At 72.0% G+C, this 21,597-nt stretch carries 17 protein-coding genes and 2 pseudogenes; 11 read left to right on the top strand and 8 right to left on the bottom strand.

Going from position 1 to position 21,597, the window contains the following annotated elements:
• Window positions 1-364 precede the first annotated feature (364 nt).
• A complete protein-coding gene (locus tag ACZ58X_RS27900; protein WP_470336337.1) occupies window positions 365-1,972 on the top strand; it encodes a hypothetical protein in 1,608 nt (535 codons plus the stop codon).
• A gap of 499 nt (window positions 1,973-2,471) precedes the next feature.
• The gene (locus ACZ58X_RS27895; protein WP_470336336.1) at window positions 2,472-2,867 is read left to right on the top strand and encodes a YccF domain-containing protein; all 396 of its coding nucleotides are present in this window, start codon (window positions 2,472-2,474) and stop codon (window positions 2,865-2,867) included.
• A gap of 67 nt (window positions 2,868-2,934) precedes the next feature.
• Here the strand turns inward: ACZ58X_RS27895 and ACZ58X_RS27890 are convergent.
• Window positions 2,935-3,209: pseudogene (locus ACZ58X_RS27890) on the bottom strand (hypothetical protein); the annotation flags it as partial.
• A gap of 845 nt (window positions 3,210-4,054) precedes the next feature.
• On the opposite strand from ACZ58X_RS27890, the gene ACZ58X_RS27885 reads away from it, so the two are divergent.
• Entirely contained in the window at window positions 4,055-4,705 is a 651-nt protein-coding gene (locus tag ACZ58X_RS27885; RefSeq protein WP_470336335.1) for a response regulator transcription factor, read from the top strand.
• 131 nt (window positions 4,706-4,836) lie between these two features.
• Here the strand turns inward: ACZ58X_RS27885 and ACZ58X_RS27880 are convergent, their stop codons facing one another.
• Window positions 4,837-5,646, bottom strand: a complete 810-nt coding sequence (locus ACZ58X_RS27880) for an AfsR/SARP family transcriptional regulator (protein WP_470336334.1) — start codon at window positions 5,644-5,646, stop codon at window positions 4,837-4,839.
• Between the two features lie 335 nt (window positions 5,647-5,981).
• Between ACZ58X_RS27880 and ACZ58X_RS27875 the strand changes: the two genes are divergently transcribed.
• Window positions 5,982-7,964: a GTP-binding protein gene (locus ACZ58X_RS27875; RefSeq protein ID WP_470336333.1), complete on the top strand. Its 1,983-nt coding sequence runs from the start codon at window positions 5,982-5,984 to the stop codon at window positions 7,962-7,964.
• 69 nt (window positions 7,965-8,033) lie between these two features.
• Here the strand turns inward: ACZ58X_RS27875 and ACZ58X_RS27870 are convergent.
• The 4 genes and pseudogenes from ACZ58X_RS27870 to ACZ58X_RS27855 all read right to left on the bottom strand — a co-directional run.
• Window positions 8,034-8,402: pseudogene (locus ACZ58X_RS27870) on the bottom strand (cyclase family protein); the annotation flags it as partial.
• A 31-nt stretch (window positions 8,403-8,433) separates the two neighbouring features.
• Window positions 8,434-10,059 (bottom strand): FAD-dependent oxidoreductase, encoded by a 1,626-nt coding sequence (locus ACZ58X_RS27865; RefSeq protein ID WP_470336332.1) that lies wholly within the window; start codon window positions 10,057-10,059, stop codon window positions 8,434-8,436.
• Window positions 10,052-10,990: an aromatase/cyclase gene (locus ACZ58X_RS27860; protein WP_470336331.1), complete on the bottom strand. Its 939-nt coding sequence runs from the start codon at window positions 10,988-10,990 to the stop codon at window positions 10,052-10,054. The genes ACZ58X_RS27865 and ACZ58X_RS27860 overlap by 8 nt, the downstream gene beginning before the upstream one ends.
• 43 nt (window positions 10,991-11,033) lie before the next feature.
• Entirely contained in the window at window positions 11,034-11,822 is a 789-nt protein-coding gene (locus ACZ58X_RS27855) for an SDR family NAD(P)-dependent oxidoreductase (RefSeq protein ID WP_470336330.1), read from the bottom strand.
• 186 nt (window positions 11,823-12,008) lie between these two features.
• Between ACZ58X_RS27855 and ACZ58X_RS27850 the strand changes: the two genes are divergently transcribed.
• The 4 genes from ACZ58X_RS27850 to ACZ58X_RS27835 are packed head-to-tail and all read left to right on the top strand — an operon-like array spanning window position 12,009 to window position 15,380.
• Complete coding sequence (locus ACZ58X_RS27850; protein WP_470336329.1) at window positions 12,009-12,425, top strand: nuclear transport factor 2 family protein; 417 nt, start codon at window positions 12,009-12,011, stop codon at window positions 12,423-12,425.
• A 12-nt stretch (window positions 12,426-12,437) separates the two neighbouring features.
• Window positions 12,438-13,991: a class I adenylate-forming enzyme family protein gene (locus ACZ58X_RS27845; protein ID WP_470336328.1), complete on the top strand. Its 1,554-nt coding sequence runs from the start codon at window positions 12,438-12,440 to the stop codon at window positions 13,989-13,991.
• Window positions 13,992-14,025: 34 nt separating this feature from the next.
• The gene (locus tag ACZ58X_RS27840; protein ID WP_470336327.1) at window positions 14,026-14,316 is read left to right on the top strand and encodes an antibiotic biosynthesis monooxygenase family protein; all 291 of its coding nucleotides are present in this window, start codon (window positions 14,026-14,028) and stop codon (window positions 14,314-14,316) included.
• A 23-nt stretch (window positions 14,317-14,339) separates the two neighbouring features.
• Entirely contained in the window at window positions 14,340-15,380 is a 1,041-nt protein-coding gene (locus ACZ58X_RS27835; RefSeq protein ID WP_470336326.1) for a methyltransferase, read from the top strand.
• Window positions 15,381-15,574: 194 nt separating this feature from the next.
• Here ACZ58X_RS27835 and dapC read toward each other — a convergent pair whose 3' ends face one another.
• Together dapC and ACZ58X_RS27825 are read right to left on the bottom strand one after the other, a co-directional pair.
• Entirely contained in the window at window positions 15,575-16,666 is a 1,092-nt protein-coding gene (gene dapC / locus ACZ58X_RS27830) for a succinyldiaminopimelate transaminase (protein ID WP_470336325.1), read from the bottom strand.
• Window positions 16,663-17,088: a PPOX class F420-dependent oxidoreductase gene (locus ACZ58X_RS27825; RefSeq protein ID WP_470336324.1), complete on the bottom strand. Its 426-nt coding sequence runs from the start codon at window positions 17,086-17,088 to the stop codon at window positions 16,663-16,665. The genes dapC and ACZ58X_RS27825 overlap by 4 nt, the downstream gene beginning before the upstream one ends.
• 157 nt (window positions 17,089-17,245) lie before the next feature.
• On the opposite strand from ACZ58X_RS27825, the gene ACZ58X_RS27820 reads away from it, so the two are divergent.
• From ACZ58X_RS27820 to ACZ58X_RS27810, 3 genes are read left to right on the top strand one after another with little or no spacing between them, the layout of a single operon-like run.
• A complete protein-coding gene (locus ACZ58X_RS27820; RefSeq protein ID WP_470336323.1) occupies window positions 17,246-18,721 on the top strand; it encodes an FAD-dependent monooxygenase in 1,476 nt (491 codons plus the stop codon).
• Window positions 18,722-18,752: 31 nt separating this feature from the next.
• The gene (locus ACZ58X_RS27815; protein WP_470336322.1) at window positions 18,753-19,787 is read left to right on the top strand and encodes a methyltransferase; all 1,035 of its coding nucleotides are present in this window, start codon (window positions 18,753-18,755) and stop codon (window positions 19,785-19,787) included.
• A gap of 17 nt (window positions 19,788-19,804) precedes the next feature.
• On the top strand, window positions 19,805-21,478 hold the full coding sequence (locus tag ACZ58X_RS27810) for an NAD(P)/FAD-dependent oxidoreductase (RefSeq protein WP_470336321.1): 1,674 nt from the start codon (window positions 19,805-19,807) through the stop codon (window positions 21,476-21,478).
• Window positions 21,479-21,597: the final 119 nt, after the last annotated feature.

Raw genomic sequence — 21,597 nt, 5'->3', positions numbered from 1 at the left:
CCCTTCACCCGCCCGCTCGGTCTCCCGGGCATTGCCTGACCAGCGAACTCGCGGGATCACCGGACTTGCCACGCCCCTGCTCCCCGTATCGCCATCGGTCGAGAATCCTGCCATGACCGAAGGTGACCGCCATGAGGCATCAACACGTTCATTCCTTGCATGAACCTGATCGGCACAGGCATTGCGGGTCGACGTCACCGCGGGCAGCGCTTCGTCGTCATCCGCCAGTCACCAGGGAGCAGACCGGGGGCTCAGTGAACATGGTGGCCGACCAGGGCGCCGTCCACGGTTCGGCGACGAAAGCCCCTCGCCGACACGGGCTCGAGTTCTGGGGATCGTTGCAACGCCCCAGTCGGAGAGTGCAATGACCTTCGAGATCCGCGAGGACCGGCAGCCACCGGGGCCGGTGCTGTCCGCTGAAACACCGCAGGCCCCGGACGGGGTCTTCCCTTTGCTCGTTGGGGGCTGCACTGTGGTTGACGCGGATCGGGCGGACGGGGTGGGTGGATTGGGCGATCAGCGTGACACGCGGAACGAGATCAGCCACAGCACCATCCACGGAAACGTGTTCATGGGCGGCGTCGTCTCCATGCTGGCGGGCCTGCGCCCCCGCCCTCGCCTGCTGGTGGTCGTGGCATGCGTCCTGGCACTGCTGGTCGCCGGCACGACGTACTGGGCGCTGCACGGAACGGACGGGAACAGCGGGCCCGGGCTCAGCGCCCGCTACGACCCCGAACACGGCGATGCCAACACGACCGCCATCGTCCCGAAGACCGTCATGCCGACCGAGCTGCCCGTCGTCACCGACTGCGGTGCCGCCAGAGCCTGGTCGCACGCGCAGGGCGGCACGGACGTGGGTGCCTCGTCGCTCTCGGTCTCGATGGTCGGCGCCGGCCACACCGTGGCGATCGAGCAGGTGCGGGCGACGGTCGTGGGCCGGCCCTACGACCCGGTGCCCGGCACGGTCGTGGACTGCACCGGCCAGGGGGAAGGCAAGAAGATCGACATGGGCGTCGACCTGGACGCCACCGACCCCATCGCGCTGATCGCGGCGAACGGGCCGGTGTCCTTCGCCCCGTACTTCACCGACAAGTACCTCTACCTGGAGAACCAGAAGCCGGAGATCATCAGCCTGACCGTGCTCGCGACCCGGCACAGCTACGACTACGTGCTCACGGTCGAGGGCACCCTCGACGGCAAGCATCACACCTGGACGCTCAAGGACGGCGACCGCCCGTTCCACATCTCCGGAGTGCGGATGGAACGCGGCACCGTGCTGAACACCCTCGGGAGAGGCTGGGAGACCGACTACCGCGCGGGCGCCGGTGAACGCGTCCGTTGCAACCCGTGCTTCGACGAGGACGAGACGGAAATCCCGGGCACCGCAGTGGCCGTCGCTCCGGCCGGCTACACCTTCTCCTCCGTACCGGGAGGCGATCCCATGAAGGAGCCGCCGGTGCCACCCAAGGAGCGCCCTGTCGCTCAAACCCCGCCGCTGACGGTCGACCAGCACGACGCGGAGTCCGTCGCGACGGCCTGGGTGGTCACCTCGGGGAGCTTCGACGTGGCCCGCGGAGACACCGGGCCGGCGGCAGTTCTGAACAGGGCCCGCAGATATCTGACACCCGAACTGGCAGCTGCCGGCGGAGGGCTGAACGCGTGCACGGGAGACAGCGCGGCCTGGCCCGCCGAGGTGACCGCACGGCGAGGCTGGTCCGTGGTCATGAACGCGACCGTGGGACCCCAGGAGGGCCACACCGACCCGCATGAGCTCACCGGCGACCTGGTCAGGCTGGAAGCAAGCATCGTCTGCGCCTATGCGGCGGACAACGGCTGGCACCAGACACCCAGGGAATTTCCGATTGCGCGTCTACAGCTCCAACGCCAGCCGGACGGCAGTTACCTGATCTCCGACATTGTCAAGGCGGTGTACACCTTTCCGGGGCGCACGGACCCGACCCCGCAGCCCTGACGTACCTGACCAGGTCCCCGCACGTGCCAGCTGGATGTAGCCCAACTGCCGGGCCCTGCCGGGCGTGACCCGCCGGGGAGCGTCCGGCGGCGTCGTGGACAACGCCGTCCACCCACCAGATCAAGGACGACCCGCTGTTCACCGTGTCCGAGAACTGTGTGCTCTTCCTGGAGGAGTACCGGCCCGGCCGCTCCAAGGTGGTCGGCGGCCCGACCGGACGCTTCGAGGCCGAGGGCGGCATCATCGGCTCGCCTTCACTCGGCACCGCAACGAAGGGGGGAGGCAATACTCGACAGTCTTTCGACGTCGGCTGTCGGGCACCTGGCCGTCCTCGGCGGGCGGTGAGCCCGAAGGAGCGCCCAAGCGCCCATCTCCGGCTCGGCAACCCGGATCGATCCCTGAGGATCCACCCCTAAGGGCGTAGACACGCTCGCCGGCGGGCATGGCAGGGTCGTACTTCAACACCACCAGCCATGAGAAGGTACCGAGCATGAGCGCAGTGAAATTCATCCTCAATGTCATCTGGTTGATTTTCTGCGGCATTTGGATGGCTCTCGCCTACGTGCTCGCCGGAATCATCTGCTGCGTACTCGTCATCACCATCCCCTTCGGCATTGCCTCGTTCCGGATCGCCGGCTTCATCCTGTGGCCGTTCGGGCGGACCGCCGTCGAACGGCCGGACGCCGGGGCCGCGTCCTGCGTCGGCAATGTGATCTGGCTGGTGTTCGCGGGGTGGTGGCTGGCGCTGGGGCACCTGATCACCAGCATCCCGCTGTTCCTGTCGATCATCGGGATCCCCTTCGGCTGGGCCAACCTCAAGATGATCCCGATCTCGCTGATGCCGCTGGGCCGCGAGATCGTCTCCACCGACCGGGAGTGGGGCGCCCGGTACTGAGGCGCGAGCAGCGAACGGTGGCGGCCCGTCCCCGGGGCAGGGGGCGGGCCGTCGGCGTTCGGGCGGGTCAGGGGCCGGGGATGCGGAGCGCCTGTTCGCGCATCTCGACCGTGCGGATCTTGCCGGTGACCGTCATCGGGAACTCCTCGACCACGTGCACGTAGCGCGGGACCTCGACGTGGGCCGGCCGCCCGGCGCAGTACGCGTCCACGGCGTCCGCGGTGCGCTCGGGCTCGTCCCAGTAGCCGAGCATGAGCCGGGCATGACGGAGTAGCCGCGGGTGCACAGCTCACCGGGCTCGCCGCGCGGGACGGTGCGGCCGGTGGTGGGCACGATCGTTTCGGGCCGCCGGGCGGGGGCGCCGCCGGCCCTCCGGCGACCGTTCGTTCTCGCCTTCCCCGGTGCCGGGGTCGCCGAACACCGGTGGCCGGCATGCTCCTGCGGGCCACGCCTTCGTGCACGGCCGGCGAGATCGTCCCGTGATCTAGTCGCGTTCGCGCGGCGAAAAACCGCCCTTGGGCCGAAAGTAAGAATCAGGTTAGGTTCTCCTCAGCCCGCACGGTCAAATCGAGCCACCTCCACGGCGGGCTCGATCGACCGGCTGCGGACACGGCCGGCGAGGTGTCATCCCACGTCCGGCCGTGCGCGGGGTAGTCCAAAAACCGCTCGGACGCGCCATTTACTCCCGAACGCGAACATCCATCGACCCCCACACCGGAGGACTACGAATGGCTGCTTTCCCCGGCCGGCCACAGGTCCCGCGCCCGTCTCCGGGCACGGCCACGCCGGTCCGCGCCGCCCCTGCGGCCGGCGGCTTGACAACAGTGCAGTTCACGACGGTCACCGCCGCGTTCACGAGCGCCCCAGGCCGCCCCCGCCGAGCGGCGGGGTGCGGGCCCCGCCCGACCGGATATCGTCCCACCCGGCACCGGAATACCGAGACCGGCCCGGCCGTCGGAACCGTCCGTAATTCGTTCACGGCCCACCATGCCGCCGGAGGGCTTCGGCGCGGTCGTTCCGCCGCCCGTCGCCGGGCCGCGGACGCTCCGAGTCGATATCCGGAGAAGGGGAATCGCCTTTCCGCCACCCGTTTCAGGGCCCGGAGCGTCCATCGCGCCGTATTGACCGGCAGACCGGGGTCGCTCCGCTCGTCGGTCGTTCGTGCCTATCGCCACCGGGGGTCAATCGTGTCACCTGTCAACACCCGTCCGACGGTTCTGGTCGTCGAGGGAAACGTCCTGCTGCGCACGGGGCTCCGGGCGTTGCTGTCCGCCGAGAGCGACCTCGCCCTCCACGCCGCCGTGGGCGACGTGGACGAGGCGCTGGAGGTCCTGGCGGGGCAGCGGGTGGACGTCGTGGTGTACGGGGCGGGCGAGTCGGCGGCCCACACCGAACGGGCCCTCGGGCGGCTGCTCGACCGGGGCGCCCGGGTGGTCGTGCTGAGCCGCCAGGAACACCCGGGCGAGATGGAGATGTACCTCAACTCCGGGGTGAGCGCCTACCTGACGGAGGACGCCGCCGGCGAGTGCCTGTGCCCGGTGATCCGGGGCCTGACCGCCGACCGGGAGCGGGTGTACATCATGGCCTCGCGCTCCGGCCTCGGCTGGATGGCCGGCCAGCGCGGCGGGCAGCTCTCCGGCCGGGAGCGCGAGGTCATGGGGCTGGTCGCGAACGGACTGAGCAACTCGGACATCGCCGGGCGGCTCTGCATCTCGCCCGGGACGGTCAAACGCCATCTCCGGAACGTCTTCGTCAAGCTCAACGCGGTCTCCCGGATCGACGCCGTCAACAAGGCCCGAGCCGCCGCCATGCTGGTGCCGGCGGGCCACCGGGCCTGACCGGGCCCGCCTGACCAGCAGGTTCGACCAGCGGGCCCGGGCAGTGGGCCCGACCACAGGAAGACCGGCCCGACCGCAGGAGGACCGGCCCGACCGCAGGAAGACCGGCCCGGTCGCACTGAGGCCCTGCCCTAGGCCGACCGGGCCCGCAGGCCCTGCTCCACCGCCTGCGCGGCAGCCGTCCGGAACTGCTGCCGCGCGGGCCCGGTGCCGCTCAGCAGCTCGTTGTGCAGGTCCCGCACCGGCCGCGACGGGGTGATCCCGAGGTCCTCGTCGAGCCTGCGGTAGAGCGTGCGATAGACGTGCAGCGCCTCGCTGCGGCGCCCGGCGGCGTCGAGAGCGAGCATGAGCTGTTCGTGGTACCACTCGTTGAGCGGCTGGTGGAGCGTCAACAGCCTCAGCTCCGGTATGAGTTCGCGATGGCGGCCGAGTTGCCGGTCGGCCAGGATGCGGTGCTCCAGGGCGCGCAGGCGCATCTCCTCCAGGACCGCGACGTGGCCGGCGAGCACGCCGCCCACCGGGATGTCGGCCAGCGCGGCGCCCCGCCACAGGCCCAGCGCCTGCCGCAGCCGTTCCGCGGCGGCCTCGGGGTGGCCGGCGGCCAGCAGGCGGTCCCCTTCGGTGTGCAGGCGCTCGAACTCCTGGGCGTCGAGCTCCTCCTCCCCCAGCAGCAGCACGTAGCCGGGGGCCTTGGTGAGGATGACGTCACGCCCCTGGGGGCGACAGAGCTTGCGCAGTTGGTAGATGTAGGTCTGTGCGGTGGTGACCACTGTCCGCGGCGGGCTGCCGCCCCAGATCTCCTCGATGATGAGGCCGAGGTCGACGATCCGGTTCGCGCTCATCAGCAGGATCGCCAGCGTCCAGCGGACCTTCAGCGCGCTCGGGGTGCACGGAATTCCCCGGTCGAGGACTTCCAGCGGGCCCAGGATGTTGAACTTCATCATGCCTCCGATGTCGGCCGGACATTTCCTCGAACCCAGGTATATCCGGGCTTCCGGCGGGCCTCAAGAGGAGTCCGTACAAGGTGGCAGCGCCGCATTTCCCAGGTGGCACCTGCGCATTTCCAGATCGGCCAGCCGGACTGTCCCGAGGGAAACACCCCCCGCCGATCGACCCCCGCCGATCGGCTGCCTATCCGTCAAGTTCTGTTAGACTAGGGCCGGTTGGACCATCAGGACGTGCCGCCGCCAGACACGCAAGGAGAAGGACGTGCCCCGAAAGATCCGCGTTGCTCCGGTTATCCGTACGAAGACCGAAGAACTAGGGGAACTCCGTCTTGTCAAGCGTGAACATCGGAATCCTGGCGCATGTCGACGCCGGTAAGACCAGCCTGACCGAGCGACTGCTGCACACCGCCGGCGTCATCGACCGCGTCGGCAGCGTCGACCGCGGCGACACCCAGACCGACTCGCACGAACTCGAACGCCAGCGCGGCATCACCATCCGTTCCGCGGTGGTGTCCTTCACCGTCGGCGACGTGAAGGTCAATCTCATCGACACTCCCGGCCACCCGGACTTCATCTCCGAGGTGGAACGGGCCCTCGGCGTGCTCGACGGCGTGGTGCTCGTCGTCTCGGCCGTGGAAGGCGTGCAGGCGCAGACCCGGCTGCTGATGCGCACGCTGGTCAAGATGCGCATGCCGGTGATCCTCTTCGTCAACAAGATCGACCGCATGGGCGCCCGGTACGCCGATCTGCTGGACGAGATCCGCTCCGAGCTCTCGACCACCGTCGTGCCGCTGACCAGGGTCGAAGGGCTCGGCACGCCCGAGGCACGCGCGATCACCCGGACCATCGGGCCGGACGATCCGGAGTTCGCCTCCGAACTGGCCGACATCCTGGCCGGGCACAGCGACGACTTCCTGCTCCGCTACCTCGACGACGAGGCGTCCCTGACCGCACGGGACTACACCGAGGAACTGGCCCGGCAGGCCCGCCGGGCACAGGTCCACCCGGTGTTCTTCGGCTCGGCCGTGGCCGACGCCGGCATCGGCGCACTCGTCGACGGGATCACCAGGCTGTTTCCGGTCAATCACGGCGGCGCCGACGGCACGCTCCACGGCACCGTGTTCAAGATCGAACGCGGCTGGGCGGGCGAGAAGGTCGCCTACGTGCGGCTGCGGACGGGCACGCTGGGGCCGCGGTCGAAGGTGTCCGTCTTCCGGCGCGACCAGCACGGCGCGGTCGTCGAACTGCCCTGCCGGACCACCGTGGTCGAGGTGTTCGACCGGGGCTCCGCGGTGGTGGAGGAGCAGGCCCGGGCGGGTGACATCGCCAAGGTCTGGGGGCTCAAGGGCATCCGGATCGGCGACCAGCTCGGTTCCGGCGAGGGGCTGGACGGCGAGCACCTGTTCGCGCCGCCGAGCCTGGAGACCGTGATCCGGCCGGCCCGGCCCGGTGCGATGCCCGAACTCTACGACGCGCTGCTGCAGTTGGCCGACCAGGATCCGTTCATCAACGTCCGCAAGGACGACGAGGAGCAGGAGATCTCCGTCTCGCTCTACGGCGAGGTGCAGAAGGAGGTCATCGCGGCGACCCTCGCCGACGACTACAAGCTGGACGTGGTCTTCGAGGGCACCCGGATCATCTGCGTCGAACGCCCGATCGGGGTCGGCGAGTCGGTGGAGGAGATCGACTACCGGAGCAAGACCTTCTTCTGGGCCACGATCGGCCTGCGGGTCGAACCCGGGGAGCCGGGCTCGGGGATCGTCTTCCGCCGGTCGGTGGAGCTCGGCTCGCTGCCGCACGCCTTCCACAAGGCCGTCGAGGAGGCCGCCCGGGCGACCCTGCAGCAGGGGCTGAACGGCTGGGAGGTGCTGGACATCCTGGTGACGCTGACCCACTCCGGGTTCGCCAGCCCGGTCAGTGCGGCGGGTGACTTCCGCAAGCTCACCCCGCTGGTGCTGATGAACGCGCTCAAGCAGGCGGGCACGCAGGTCTTCGAGCCGGTCAACCGGTTCGAGCTGGAGGTGCCGGCCGAGAGTGCCAGCACCGTCCTGCTGAACCTGGTGGAGTGCGGTGCGACCCCGGAGACGACCCGGGGGCAGGGCAGCAGCTGCCTGGTGGAGGGGACCATTCCGGCCCGCACCGTGCAGGAGTTCGAGCAGCGGCTGCCGGGGCTGAGCCAGGGCGAGGGCGTGCTGGTGACACGGTTCCACAGCTTCCAGCCGGCCGTCGGCCCGGTGCCGAGCCGGCGCCGCACCGACCTCAACCCGGCGGACCGCAAGGAGTACATGCTGCGGGCGTTCGGCCGGATCTGACGGAACGCCACGAGGGCCCGACCACTGCTCCAGTGGTCGGGCCCTCGGCCGTCACCGCGATTCCGCGGTTCAGTCGAGCAGCGCCACCGCTCGCGTCCAACCCGCCCCCGCCCCCGCGATTGTGACCGGGAATGCCTGCACGGTGAATCCGGCCGGCACGGGCAGCGCGCCGGGATCGGCCAATCGCTCGATCTGGCCGTATTCCCGCTGACGCCCCGCGAAATGCGCGGGCCACAGCACGGAATGGTCCCCGGTGCGCCGGAACTCGGAGAGCATGTGCGTGAACGGAGCGTCCAGTCCGAAGGCGTCCGTCCCGATGAGCCGCACCCCGAGGTCGAGCAGGAGGTTCGTCGCCTCCCCGTCCAGGCCCGCGAATCGGGTGAAGTACTCGGGCGTCCCCGCGCGTTGGTCGGCGCCCGTGTGCAGCAGCACGATCTCCCCGGCGCTGCCGTCGATCTTCGAGGAGAGATCAATGATGCGCATGCGCGGCTCCTTCCGGCAGCAGGTCGCAGGCCCGGAGGACGTCGAGGTAGCGGTCCGGCCCGCGGTCCCGCGCGGCGAGGTGGCCGTCCGGCCTGATCAGCAGGAACTCGCCCGGTGCCAGGCCGAGTTCGCGGCGCAGCATGCCGTCGGGGTCGGGCAGGTCGCCCGGGCCGCCGGGGTCGGCGACCGTGTGGACGGAGACGGCCGCGCCGAGCAGCCGTTCCACCCGGGCGAGTGCCTCCCGGTGCCCGGTCTGCCCGGCGGCGGCCGGGGTGGCGAGCAACGTCCAGCGGGGGTCGGCGAGTTCGGCGCAGAGTGCGGACCAGCCGGGGTGCCCGGCCGCGGTCGCCGCGTCGCAGCCCACCCGGTCGCCGGGGGCGAGGCGGCCGGCCGACGCCGGGTCAGGCCGGGTGAGCGGGCTGTCGGGGTAGGCCAGGGCGAGCCCGCAGAAGCCGCGGATCATCCGGCCCTCGACCGTGCGCCGCAGCGGCGGTATCCGGCGCAGTGCGGCGGTGCCGACGGTGAGCAGGGCCGGGGCCAGGGCGGTGCGCAGCGAGACCAGGGCGGTGGCCGTCCGGGTGGAACGGAGCAGGACGGCTCCGGTCGGGACGCGCTCGGCGTCGTAGCTGTCGAGGAGTGCCGGTCCGGCGTGGCCGCGGATCACGTCGGCGAGTTTCCAGGCGAGGTTGTAGGCGTCCTGGATGCCGCTGTTCATGCCCTGCCCGGAGGCCGGGCTGTGCACGTGGGCGGCGTCTCCGGCCAGGAAGCAGCGGCCCTCGCGCATCCGGGTGATCTGGCGCTGCTGGACGGTGAAGACGGAGAGCCAGGTGGGGGTACCGACCTCGACGGGGCGGCCGAGTGCCCGGCCGATCTTGCCGGCCAGGCGGCTCCGCACCAGCTCGGGGTCGTCGGCTCCATCGGTGTCGACGGTGTCCACCACGCGCCACTTGCCGGGTTCGGGGAACGGGACGAGCAGCAGGGTACCGGGGTCGGTGTGCAGCAGGTGGTTGCTGTCCGGCGGCAGGTCGGCGTCGAGGGTGACGTCGGCGTTGAGCCAGACCTGGGAGGCGTCGCCGATCAGGCGCATGCCGAGCTGCTTGCGCACGGTGCTGCGGCCGCCGTCGGCGCCGATCAGCCAGGGCACCCGGGTCTCCTCGGTGCGCCCGTCGGCATGGCGGAGGGTGACGAGCGCGGCGTCGGCCTCGGGGTGCAGGGCGGTCAGTTCGACGCCCCATTCGACGGTGACGCCGAGTTCGGCGACGCGCTCGCGCAGCACCTGCTCGGTGACCACCTGGTCCACCATCAGGCTGAATGGGTAACGGGTTGGCAGAGAGCGGTAGTTGGTGTCGAAGCGGACGAGGGTGCGGCCGCGGCGGTGCATGGTGAAGTGGGTGATCCGTCGGCCCAGGGGCAGTAGCCTGTCGACGGCCCCCATCTGGTCGAGCACCTCCATGGTCCGGGCGTGCACCGCCAGGGCGCGACTGCTGGTCGCCGGGCCGGAGGCGGCGTCGATCAGCCGGACCGGTACGCCGCGCCGGGCGAGTTCGTGCGCCGCGGTGAGGCCGACCGGGCCGGCTCCGGCGATCAGGACGGCCGGGGCGGGGTCAGCCACGGCGTTCCTCGGCGAACCGCTTGGCGAGCCCGAGGGTCGCGCGGCTGTTGCCGCCGGCGGCCTCGCGGATGAAGCGGCGGGCGGTGGCGGTGGTGGCGTCCGGGCCGAGGACGGCGGGGATGGCCTGCGGGTTGAGGACGACGGCGTGCCAGGAGGTGACCCGCACGCCGTGCTCGGTCGGCTCGACGGTCCAGCGGCCGGTGTGCGCGGCCATCATGGAGGGGGTGCGCAGCTGCTTGTAGGTGATGTCGGTGTCCGGGAAGCAGATCCGGACGGACTCGGTGGTGTGCTCGGAGCCGTCGGCGGTGCGGGTGTCCATCACCATGTGCTGGATGCCGCCGGCTTCCTCGCGCAGGTCGAGCCGGGCGACGTGGGGCAGCCGGGTGGGCCAGGCGGCGGCGTCGTGGAGGAAGTCGTAGACCGTGTCCGGGGCGGCGTCGACCAGCACCGAGTCCTCGAACTCGAATTCCAGGTCGGCGAGTTGGGTCCAGCGTTCGGCGAGGGACTTGATGTTGCCGAGTTCGCTGCGGCTGTTGCGGTCGGTCGCCTCGGTGATCCAGCGCAGTCCCTGCGGGTCGCCGTCGAGCGCGCTGAACTCGTGGGTGAGGGTGAGGGTGGCGCCGCCGGGGCGCTCGGTGACCTGCCACTCCCCCGCCATCGAGGCGACCGGGGGCGAGGAGACCTCCTGGCGGAAGCTGATCCGGCGGCGGTCGGCGTCGAGGTCGCGGCGGGAGGTCCACTGCTTGACCTCGCCGTTGGCCCGGGCCCAGATCCGCAGACGCTCGGCGCCGGGTGCGAGCTCCGTGCGCTCGACGTGCAGGGTGGGCGTGAAACGCCGGGGCCAGGCCTCGGCGTCGGCGATGACGGCGTGGACGACGTCGGCGGGGGCCTCGATGTCGATCTCGTGCGTGGTGTGCTGGGTGGTGGTCATGTGGCGGACCGGCCTTCCGTCTGCGGGGTGAGTGGGATGCGGCTCAGTAGATGCCGAGGCCGCCGCAGACGTTGATCGCCTGCGCGGTGATGGAGGCGGCGGCAGGCGTGGTCAGGTAGTCGACCATGCCGGCCACCTCCTCGGCGGTGGAGTAGCGGCCGAGCGGGATCTTCTGCTCGAACCGCGCGAGCACGTCCTCCTCGGTGGTCTCCCAGGTGCCGGCGTACGCCTGGCGCACCCGGACGGCCATCGGGGTCTCGACGTAGCCCGGGCAGACCGCGTTGACGGTGGTTCCGGTGGCGGCGAGTTCCTTGGCGAGCGCCTTGGTGAAGCCGATGACGCCGGCCTTCGAGGCCGAGTACGGGGCCCCGAGCGGGACGCCCTGCTTGCCGCCGGTGGACGCGACGGTGATGATCCGCCCGTGGCCGGCCGCCTCCATGCCGCCGGTGGTGAGCACCTCGCGGGTGACCCGGAAGACGCTGGTGAGGTTGGTCTCGATCACGTCCTGCCAGAGCTCGTCGGTGATGGTGGACGTGACGCCGCCGCCGTTGCGTCCGGCGTTGTTGACGAGCACGCCGATCGGGCCGAAGCGGTCCACCGCGGCCCGTACCGCCTTCGTGACGTCCTCCTGGGAGCGGACGTCGGCCGCCAGGCCGTCCACCTCCAGGCCCTCGCCGCGCAGCCGGGTGACCGTCTCGGCCACGGCCTGCGGGGTGCGGGCGCAGATGAAGACGCGCAGCCCGCGCCGGGCCAGCCGGACAGCGCTGGCCAGTCCGATTCCGCTGGTCGCCCCGGTCACCAGGGCGACCTCGCCGGTTGTCACCGTGCTCATCGCATCGATCTCCTGTCTCGCTCGCGAATCCCGGGCCCGTCCTCCGAGCCCTGGCCCGACCCTGCCCGGCCGGCTTCGACTGCGCTTCGAGCGGGCCCGGCACGCCGCGGGCTCCAACGGGATTCGAAACGGGGGTGGGAGCGTCGGCGCTGCCCAACCACCCAACTGATCGAGGAGGCCCGGAGCATGACCGGATCGCTCTACGAGGAGGTCCAGCACTTCTACGGGCGGCAGATGCGCCATCTGGACGAGGGCGAGGTCACCGAGTGGGCCGCGACCTTCACCGAGGACGGCGTGTTCGCCGCCAACGCCCGCCCGCATCCGCAGGAGGGGCGCAGCGCCATCGAGCAGGGCGCGCGGGAGGCCGCGGAGCGCCTGGCCGCCGCCGGGGTCCGGCACCGGCACTGGCTCGGGATGCTGGAGGTCGACGAGCAGCCGGACGGCACCGTGCTGGCCAGGACGTACGCCCTGATCGTCGCGACGCCCCAGGGCGGCTCGGCCGCGGTGCATCTGAGCTGCAGCTGCGAGGACCGGCTGGTGCGGGTGGCCGGAGAGCTGAGGATCCGGCACCGCCAGGTGTACCGGGACGACCTGCCCGCCTGAGAGGAGGCCACCGTGGACCTCCCACGGGACAGTACGACCTCCGGTCCGCCCCTGGACGGCGTGGCCGAGCTGATCGGCGGGCCCCGGATCGACGACCTGCTCCGGCGCGCCGCCGGACGGACCCCGAACCACCCCGCCCTGGTCGCCGACGGCCTGGTGCTCGACTACGCGGGCCTGGACCAGCGGGCGACCGAGTGCGCCGAGGCGCTGCGCGGCGCCTTCGGCGGCCCCGGCACGGTGATCGCCGTCGCCGCCGAGCTGACCGTCGAGTTCGCGGTCACGTTCCTGGGCGTCTCACGCTCCGGGAACACCAGCGCCATGTTCAACCCGCTCGTCCCGGACGACACCCTGGTGCACGTCCTCAACTCCTGCGGGGCGCGGGCGGCCGTGCTGTCACCCCGGATGCACCGGCGGATCACGGCGCTGCGCCCCCGGCTGCCACTGCTGCGGCGGCTCGTGGTGACGGCCGACGCCGGTGACGGCACGCCCGTCCTGGGCGGGCTGGAGCGGGCCGCCGTCCCGGCCGGCGAGGTGGTGGAGACCGCCTGTCTGCAGTTCACCAGCGGCACCACGGGCGCGCCGAAGACGGTGCGGCTGAGCCACCGCAACCTGCTGGTGAACGCCGCGCAGTCGGCGCACGCCCACCGGCTGGCGGCGGACTCCGTCTCGCTCAACAACCTGCCCTCGTTCCACCTCATGCACCTCAACACCGCACTCGCCGCCGGCGCGACGCACGTGCTCCACCCCGAGGAGGACCGGGAGGCGCTGGTGGGGCTGGCCCGCACCTGGCGGGCCTCGCACCTGTACAGCCTGCCGGTGCGGCTGTCCCGGCTCGCCGGGGACGAACGCCTGCCCGGCTTCCGGATCCCGTCGCTGCGCGCGGTGCTGTCCGGTGGCTCGGCGCTGCCGCCCCGGACGACGGTGGCCCTGTCGGAGCACTTCGGTGTCCCGGTGGTCCAGGGCTACGGCCTCGCCGAGACCTCCCCATCGACCCACTTCGACCTGCCGGAGGGGCCGACCGTCGGCTCCAGCGGGCCGCCGGTGGCCGGGACGGCCTGCCGGATCGTCGACGTGCGCACCGGCACGGTGCTGCCGATCGGCGAGCGCGGCGAGATCCAGGTCAAGGGGCCGCAGCTGATGCTGGGCTACCTGGGCGACGCGCCCGCCGACGCCGTCGACGCGGACGGCTGGTTCCGCACCGGCGACGTCGGCCGGATCGACGAGGCGGGCCGGCTGTTCGTCGTCGACCGGATCAAGGACGTCTTCAAGTGCGACAACTGGCTGGTGTCGCCGACCGAGATCGAGCGGGTGCTGATGCGCCATCCGGCCGTCGCCGACTGCGTGGTCTTCGACCATCCCGACGAGCTGAGCGGTGCGGTCGCCGTCGGGCTCGTCGTGCCGCGCGGCGAGGGCGTCGACCCGGCCGCGCTGGCCGAGTTCGCCAACGCGCGGCTCCCCTACTACGAGCACCTGCGGCAGCTGCGGCTGGTGGAGGACATTCCGCGCTCCCCCACCGGCAAGGTCCAGCGGCGCGAGCTGCGCGACCGGCTGTTCCGCTCCATCTGACCCGCACCACCCGCACCATCACCGGAGGACAACCGTGTTCACCTTCATCAACCGCTTCACCGTCACCGGGGACGTCGCCGAGTTCGAGACGCTCGTCGGTGAGATCAGCGACTTCATGAGCACCCGGCCCGGGTTCCGCTCGCACCGGCTGTACCGGTCGGCGGCGGACGCCTCGGTGTACGTCGAGACCGCCGAGTGGGACGACGTGGCCTCGCACAAGGCGGCGACCGCCTCCCCGGAGTTCCGCTCGCGGGTCGGCAAGGTGATGGGCCTCGCCCAGGCCGAGCCGGCCCCGTTCGACCTGATCGCGCAGCACGGCGCCTGACCCCAGAGGACGAGGAGCAGACCATGACGACGAGCGGCGACATCATCCCTCAGCCGGTGATCCGGCTGCGCGAGCTCGCACTGAGCGCGGCCGGCGCGGCCTCCGTCCGGGCGGCGGCCCGGCTGGGCCTGGCCGACGCGCTCACCGAGGAGCCCGCCGGCGCGGCCGAGCTGGCCCAGGCCGTGAACGCGGACCCGGACACCCTGCGGCGCCTGCTGCGCGCGCTCACCTGCTACGGCATCTTCGCCGAGCAGCCGGACGGCCGGTACGCGCACACCGACGCCTCCCGGCTGCTGCGCGAGGACACCCCGCGCAGCCTCAAGGACATGGTGCTCTGGGGCACCGAGCCATGGACCTGGGAGCTGTGGGGGCACCTCGACGAGGCGGTGCGCACCGGCAAGGCGGTCTTCTCCGAGCTGCACGGGATGGACTTCTTCGACCACCTGCACGAGCACTCGCCGGAGTCGGCGGCGGTCTTCGACCGGGCGATGACCCAGTCCAGCCGGCTCTCCGCCCTCTCGCTGGCCGACCGGCTGGACCTGAGCGGCGTCGGCACGGTGGTGGACATCGCCGGCGGCCAGGGGCACGTCCTGGCCACGCTCCTGGAGCGCAACCCCGGGCTGCGCGGCACCCTGCTGGACCTGCCCGACGTGGTGGCCGGCGCCGACCCGCGGCTGCGGCCGGGCGGTGCGCTCGCCGGGCGCGCGACGCTGCTGGCCGGCGACTGCCGTCGGGAGATCCCGGTCGCGGCCGACGTGTACCTGCTGAAGAACATCCTGGAGTGGGACGACGAGAGCACCGTCCTGACGCTGCGCAACGTCGTACGGGCGGCCGCGCCGGGCAGCCGGGTCATCGTGGTCGAGAACCTGGTGGACGGCAGCCCGGAGCTGAGGTTCACCACCGCCATGGACCTGCTGCTGCTGCTCAACGTCGGTGGCCGCAAGCACACGCGGGCCGGCCTGGTCTCGCTGGTCGAGGAGGCGGGCCTGACCCGGGCCGAGGTCCGTCCGGTCAACTCCTACCTGCACCTGGTCGAGAGCGTGGTGCCGGAGCGGACCGGCTGACCGGCCCTCCATCCCCAACGGCCGTCGGCCCCGGACGAGTTCGGGGCCGGCGGCCGTTGGCGGTTCCCGCGCGTCCACCGGACCACCCGAACAGCGCGGCGCCCGGGCGGCACCGCACCCGGACACCACGACGCCCCGCCGGCACACGGCCGACGGGGCATCGGACATCGGACATCGGACATCGGGGCAGCGCGTCAGCAGCCCTCGGCGAGCCGCTTCACCGCCTGCTCGACCCGCTCGTCGGTCTCGGTGACGGCAACCCGCACGTGCCGCGCGCCCGCCGCACCGTAGAACTCCCCGGGCGCCACCAGGATGCCGAGATCGGCCAGCGCGCCGACGGTCGTCCAGCACGGCTCGTCCCTGGTCGCCCAGAGGAACAGCGCACCCGCCGAGTGCTCGATCCGGAACCCGGCGTCCACCAGCGCCTTGCGCAGCAGCTCACGCCGCCGGGCGTAGTGCTCGCGCTGCCGCGCCAGGTGGGAGTCGTCCCCGAACGCGGCCGCCATCGCGGCCTGAATCGGGGCGGGCACCATGTGGCCGGCGTGCTTGCGCACCTCCAGCAGCGTCGCGATGACGTCCGGGTCACCGGCGGCGAAGCCCGCCCGGTAGCCGGCCAGGTTGGAGCGCTTGGACAGCGAGTGCACGGCCAGCACGCCCCGGTGGCTGCCGCCGCTGACCTCGGGGTGCAGCACCGAGCGGGTCTCGCCCTCCCAGACGTGGTCCAGGTAGCACTCGTCGTTCACCACCAGGGTGCCCCGCTCGCGCGCCCACTCGACGATCGCGCCCAGGTCGGCGGTGCCCAGCACCCGGCCCTCCGGGTTGGACGGCGAGTTCAGCCAGAGCACCCGGGGGGCGGGGCCGTCGTAGTTCAGCGGCGAGTCCGTCCGGACCAGCGTCGCGCCGGCCAGCCGGGCGCTCACCTCGTAGGTGGGGAAGGCGAGTTCGGGGACGAGGACGACGTCGCCCGGGCCCAGGCCCAGCATGGTGGGCAGCCAGGCGATCAGCTCCTTGGTGCCGACGGCCGGGATCACGGCGTCCGGCTCGACGGTCACCCCCTCGCGGCGCAGCAGCCACGCCGCGGCGGCCGCCCGGAGTGCGGGCGTGCCCTCGGTGGACGGGTAGCCGGGCGCGTCGGCCGCGGCGGCGAGGGCCGCGCGGACGGCGGGCGGGGTCGGGTCGACCGGGTCGCCGAGCGCCAGGTTGACCAGCCCGTCCGGGTGGGCGGCCGCGCGCTTGCGGTAGGGGAACAGGACGTCCCAGGGGAACTTCGGCAGCCGCTCGATCATGCCCCCGCCCCGTTCCCGACGACGCTGCGGGCCAGCGGCGGCGCCTGGCAGTCGGAGTCGATGCCCCAGGAGACGATCCGCTCCGGGGTGATCCGGATCAGCTCGTCGTCGACGTGCGGCAGGATCTCCTTGCCGCCGCTGGGCAGCGCCACCGCGGTGCCCCGGATCTCGATCCCGCGGACGACCCAGCGCTCCGCGTCCACCACGTCGTCCACCACCAGCGAGACCCGCGGATGCGCCTGGACGTGGCGGTACTTGAGGCTGCGGGCCATGCCGCGCCCGGTCACGTCGACGGTGCCGAGCTCGGCGTTGTGGTGGAAGCCCAGGGGGACGACGTGCGGCTGCCCGCGGCCGTCCACGGTGGCCAGACGGGCGAGCGACTGCGAGGCCAGGTACGCGGCCTCGTTCGCGGTGAATGGCATGACTGTCCTCTGTCGGTGGGTCAGGTCCCCGCCGACGGTAGGCACCTCGCTTCGAGCCGCCTTGGTGCCGGCCGCCCGGGCGGCGACCGCCGCTGGATTCCGGCTCGAAGTCCGGCTGACAGCGTGAGCCCGTCGTGCCGGACCGAGAGCGGAGGTCGTGTTGGACTGCGATGTGGTGGTGGCGGGGGCGGGGCCGACCGGCCTGATGCTCGCCTGTGAACTGGCGCTGGGCGGAGCCCGGACGGTGGTGGTCGAGCGCCGCGCGGAACCGGAGAAGCACTCCAAGGCCATGGGCATGCAGGGCCGCACCGTGGAACTGCTCGAACTGCGCGGGCTGCTGGACCGCTTCAAGGAGGGCGCGGGCATGCTCCAGGGCGGCAACTTCGCCAGCCTGGGCGTGCCGATGCGGTTCGAGGAGTTCGACACCCGCCACCCGTACGTGCTGCTGGTGCCCCAGCTGCGCACCGAGGAACTGCTCGCCGAGCGGGCCCACGAGCTCGGCGTACGGATCGTGCGCGGCGCGGCCGTCACCGGCTTCGCCCAGGACGAGGGCGGGGTGACCGTCGAGACCGGCACCGGCCCGCTGCGGGCCCGCTACCTCGTGGGCTGCGACGGCGGCGGCAGCACCGTCCGCAAGCGGGCCGGAATCGGGTTCACCGGCCAGGACCCGCACATGTACGCGCTCATCGGCGACATGCGCTTCAACGGCGAGCTGCCGCGCGGCGAGGGCCTCGGGCCGATGCGCCCGGTGGGCCTGCTCAACCCCGGGCGGCGCTCCTGGTTCGGGGCGTTCCAGCACCGGCCGGGCGTCTACCGGGCGACGATCGCCTGGTTCGGCGAGCCGTTCCCCGACCGCAACGCGCCGGTCACCGAGGAGGAGATGCGCGCCGCGCTGATCGAGCACACCGGCAGCGACCACGGGATGGACGACGTCACCTGGCTGTCCCGGCTCACCGACGTCTCCCGGCTGGCCGACGCCTACCGGAACGGCCGCGTCCTGCTGGCCGGCGACGCGGCGCACATCCATCTGCCGGCCGGCGGCCAGGGCCTCAACCTCGGCGTCCAGGACGCCGTCAACCTCGGCTGGAAGCTCGCCGCCATGGTCCGCGGCCAGGGCACCGAGGACCTGCTGGACAGCTACGAGAGCGAGCGCCGCCCGGTCGCCGACGGCGTGGTGCGCAACACCCGCACCCAGGCCGTCCTGATCGACCCGGACCCCCGGTACGACGCGTTGCGCCAGACCTTCCGCGAGCTGATGGCCCTGTCCGACACCAACCGGTACATCGCCGGCCTGCTCTCCGGCTTCGACGTCACCTACCGCACCGGCGACCACCCGCTGGTCGGCCGGCGGATGCCGGACGCCGAGCTGCTCACCGCCGACGGCCCGCGGCGGATCAGCGACTGCTTCGCCGGGGCCCGCGGCCTGCTGCTGCTCCCCGAGCCGGCCCCGGCCGGCTCGCCGCTGGCCGCCTGGGCGGACCGGGTGGACACCCTGACCGCCGAAGGGGCCGGGCCGGAGCCGGCCACCGCCTACCTGATCCGCCCGGACGGCTACGTGGCCTGGGCCGGTGACCCGGCCCGCCACGACGGGCTCCACCACGCCGCCGCCACCTGGTTCGGCCCGGCGGCCTGAACCTCACCAACTCACCGAGAGGGGACGCACGATGACATCGACCACCGAGAGCGCCGCCGCCCGCGCGCGCCGGATCGTCGCACTCAACACCGCCTACTTCCAGGCCAAGGCGCTGCAGAGCGCGGTCGAGCTCGGCCTCTTCGAGCTGCTCGCCGACCGCTCCGCCGACGTCGACCGGATCCGCGCCGAACTGGACGTGCGGCACCGGCTGTTCAAGGACTTCCTGGACGCCCTGGTCGGCCTCGGACTGCTCGACGAGCGGGACGGGCACTACCGGACCTCGGAGCTCGCCCGCGAGTTCCTGCTCCCCGGCGGCACCTACCTGGGCGGCACCGCCCGCCAGCACGCCCGGCTGCACTACCACGCCTGGGCGCAGCTGACCGACGCGCTGCGCGACGGCAGGGCCAAGTCGGCGGTGGCCGCGCAGGGCCAGCTGGCCTACCCCAAGCAGTACGAGGACCTCGACCGCGCCAGGCAGATCATGCTGCACATGGACGCTCACAACGGTTTCACCGCCGACGAGCTGGCGCGCGAGATCGACTGGAGCCGGTACACCTCCTTCGTGGACGTCGGCGGCGGGCGCGGCAACGTCGCCTCGCGGATCGCCACCGCCCACCCGCACCTGCGCGGCGCGGTCTTCGACCTGCCGGCGCTGCGCCCGCTCTTCGACGAGCTGGTGGCCGAGGCCGGCACGGCCGGGCGGGTCGCCTTCCACGGCGGTGACTTCTTCGCCACCGACCTGCCGGAGGCGGACGTGGTGGTCTTCGGCCACGTCCTGCCGGACTGGCCGGTGGCCGACCGCAGGGAACTGCTGCGCCGCGCCCACAAGGCGGTGCGTCCGGGCGGGCTGGTGGTGCTGTACGACGCCATGATCGACCCGGACGAGCGGGACCCTGAGGTCCTCCTGCAGCGGATCAACCACACCATGATCCGGGACGAGGCCGGGGCCTACTCGCTCCAGGAGGCCCGCGCGTACCTGGTGGAGGCCGGCTTCACCGTCGACCGGATCACCGCTTCCGACACCATCACCCGCGACCACTTCGCCATCGGCGTCAAGTCGGCCTGACAGGAAGGGAGTTCGACATGACCACAGACCAGGGACAGCAGACCGGGCGGACGGCACGGACGGGACAGCCGTACGACGTCGCCATCATCGGCAGCGGCCTGTCGGGCACCATGCTCGGCTCGATCCTCGCCAAGCACGGCTTCCGGGTGATGCTGCTCGACGGCGCCCACCATCCCCGGTTCGCCGTCGGCGAGTCGACCATCGGGCAGACGCTGGTGGTCCTGCGGCTGATCTCGGACCGGTACGGCGTGCCGGAGATCGCCAACCTGGCGAGCTTCCAGGACGTCCTGGCCAACGTCAGCAGCGCGCACGGGCAGAAGAGCAACTTCGGCTTCATGTTCCACCAGGACGGCCAGGAGCCGGACCCGCACGAGACCAGCCAGTTCCGCATCCCCGCGATCGTCGGCAACGCGGCCCACTTCTTCCGGCAGGACACCGACGCGTACATGTTCCACGCCGCCGTGCGCTACGGCTGCGACGCGCGGCAGTACTTCCGGGTGGAGAACATCGAGTTCGACGACACCGGGGTCACCGTGACCGGTGCGGACGGCAGCACGGTCCGGGCCCGCTACCTGGTCGACGCCAGCGGCTTCCGCTCGCCGCTGGCCGGGCAGCTGGGGCTGCGCGAGGAGCCCAGCCGGCTCAAGCACCACGCCCGCTCGATCTTCACCCACATGGTCGGGGTGGACGCGATCGACGACCACGTGGACACGCCCGCCGAGCTGCGGCCGCCGGTGCCGTGGAACGACGGGACCATGCACCACATCTTCGAGCGCGGCTGGATGTGGGTCATCCCGTTCAACAACCACCCGGGTGCCACCAACCCGCTGTGCAGCGTGGGCATCCAGCTCGACGAGCGGAAGTACCCCGCCCGGCCGGACCTGACGGCCGAGGAGGAGTTCTGGTCCCACGTGGAGCGCTTCCCGGCGGTGCAGCGGCAGTTGAAGGGCGCCCGCAGCGTGCGCGAGTGGGTCCGGACGGACCGGATGCAGTACTCCTCGACCAGCACGGTCGGCGAGCGCTGGTGCCTGATGTCGCACGCGGCCGGCTTCATCGACCCGCTGTTCTCCCGCGGACTGTCCAACACCTGCGAGATCATCAACGCGCTGTCCTGGCGGCTGATGGCGGCGCTGCGCGAGGACGACTTCGCGGTCGAGCGCTTCGGGTACGTGGAGCGGCTGGAGCAGGGCCTGCTGGACTGGAACGACAAGCTGGTCAACAACTCCTTCATCTCCTTCTCGCACTACCCGCTGTGGAACTCGGTGTTCCGGATCTGGGCCTCGGCCAGCGTGATCGGCGGCAAGCGCATCCTCAACGCGCTGACGAAGACCAAGGAGACCGGCGACGACACCCACTGCCAGGCGCTGGACGACACCCCGTACCCCGGCCTGTGGTGTCCGCTCGACTTCTACAAGGAGGCCTTCGACGAGCTCACCGAGCTGTGCGAGGCCGTGGACGCGGGGCGCACCACGGCCGAGGAGGCCGCGGCGGTGCTGGAGCAGCGGGTGCGCGAGTCGGACTGGATGCTGCCCGCGCTGGGCTTCAACGACCCCGACACCCACCACATCAATCCGACGGCGGACAAGATGATCCGGATCGCGGAGTGGGCGACCGGCCACCACCGCCCGGAGATCCGTGAACTGCTGGCCGCCGGCGCCGAGGAGGTCACAGCGGCGATGCGGCGCGCGTAGCGACGGACAAGCGGCGAGGGGGGCGGTCGAGGGGGTGGTTCCCAAGGACGGACCCCCCCAATTTCCCGGGCCCCCCCAGCCCTCGACGACCAGGGGAAGGAGGGGGTTCCCTGGGCCTC

The organism is Kitasatospora sp. NPDC040550 (assembly GCF_055594965.1).
Note: the sequence above shows the minus strand (reverse complement) of the source record. Positions and strands in the feature narration are given on the sequence as shown.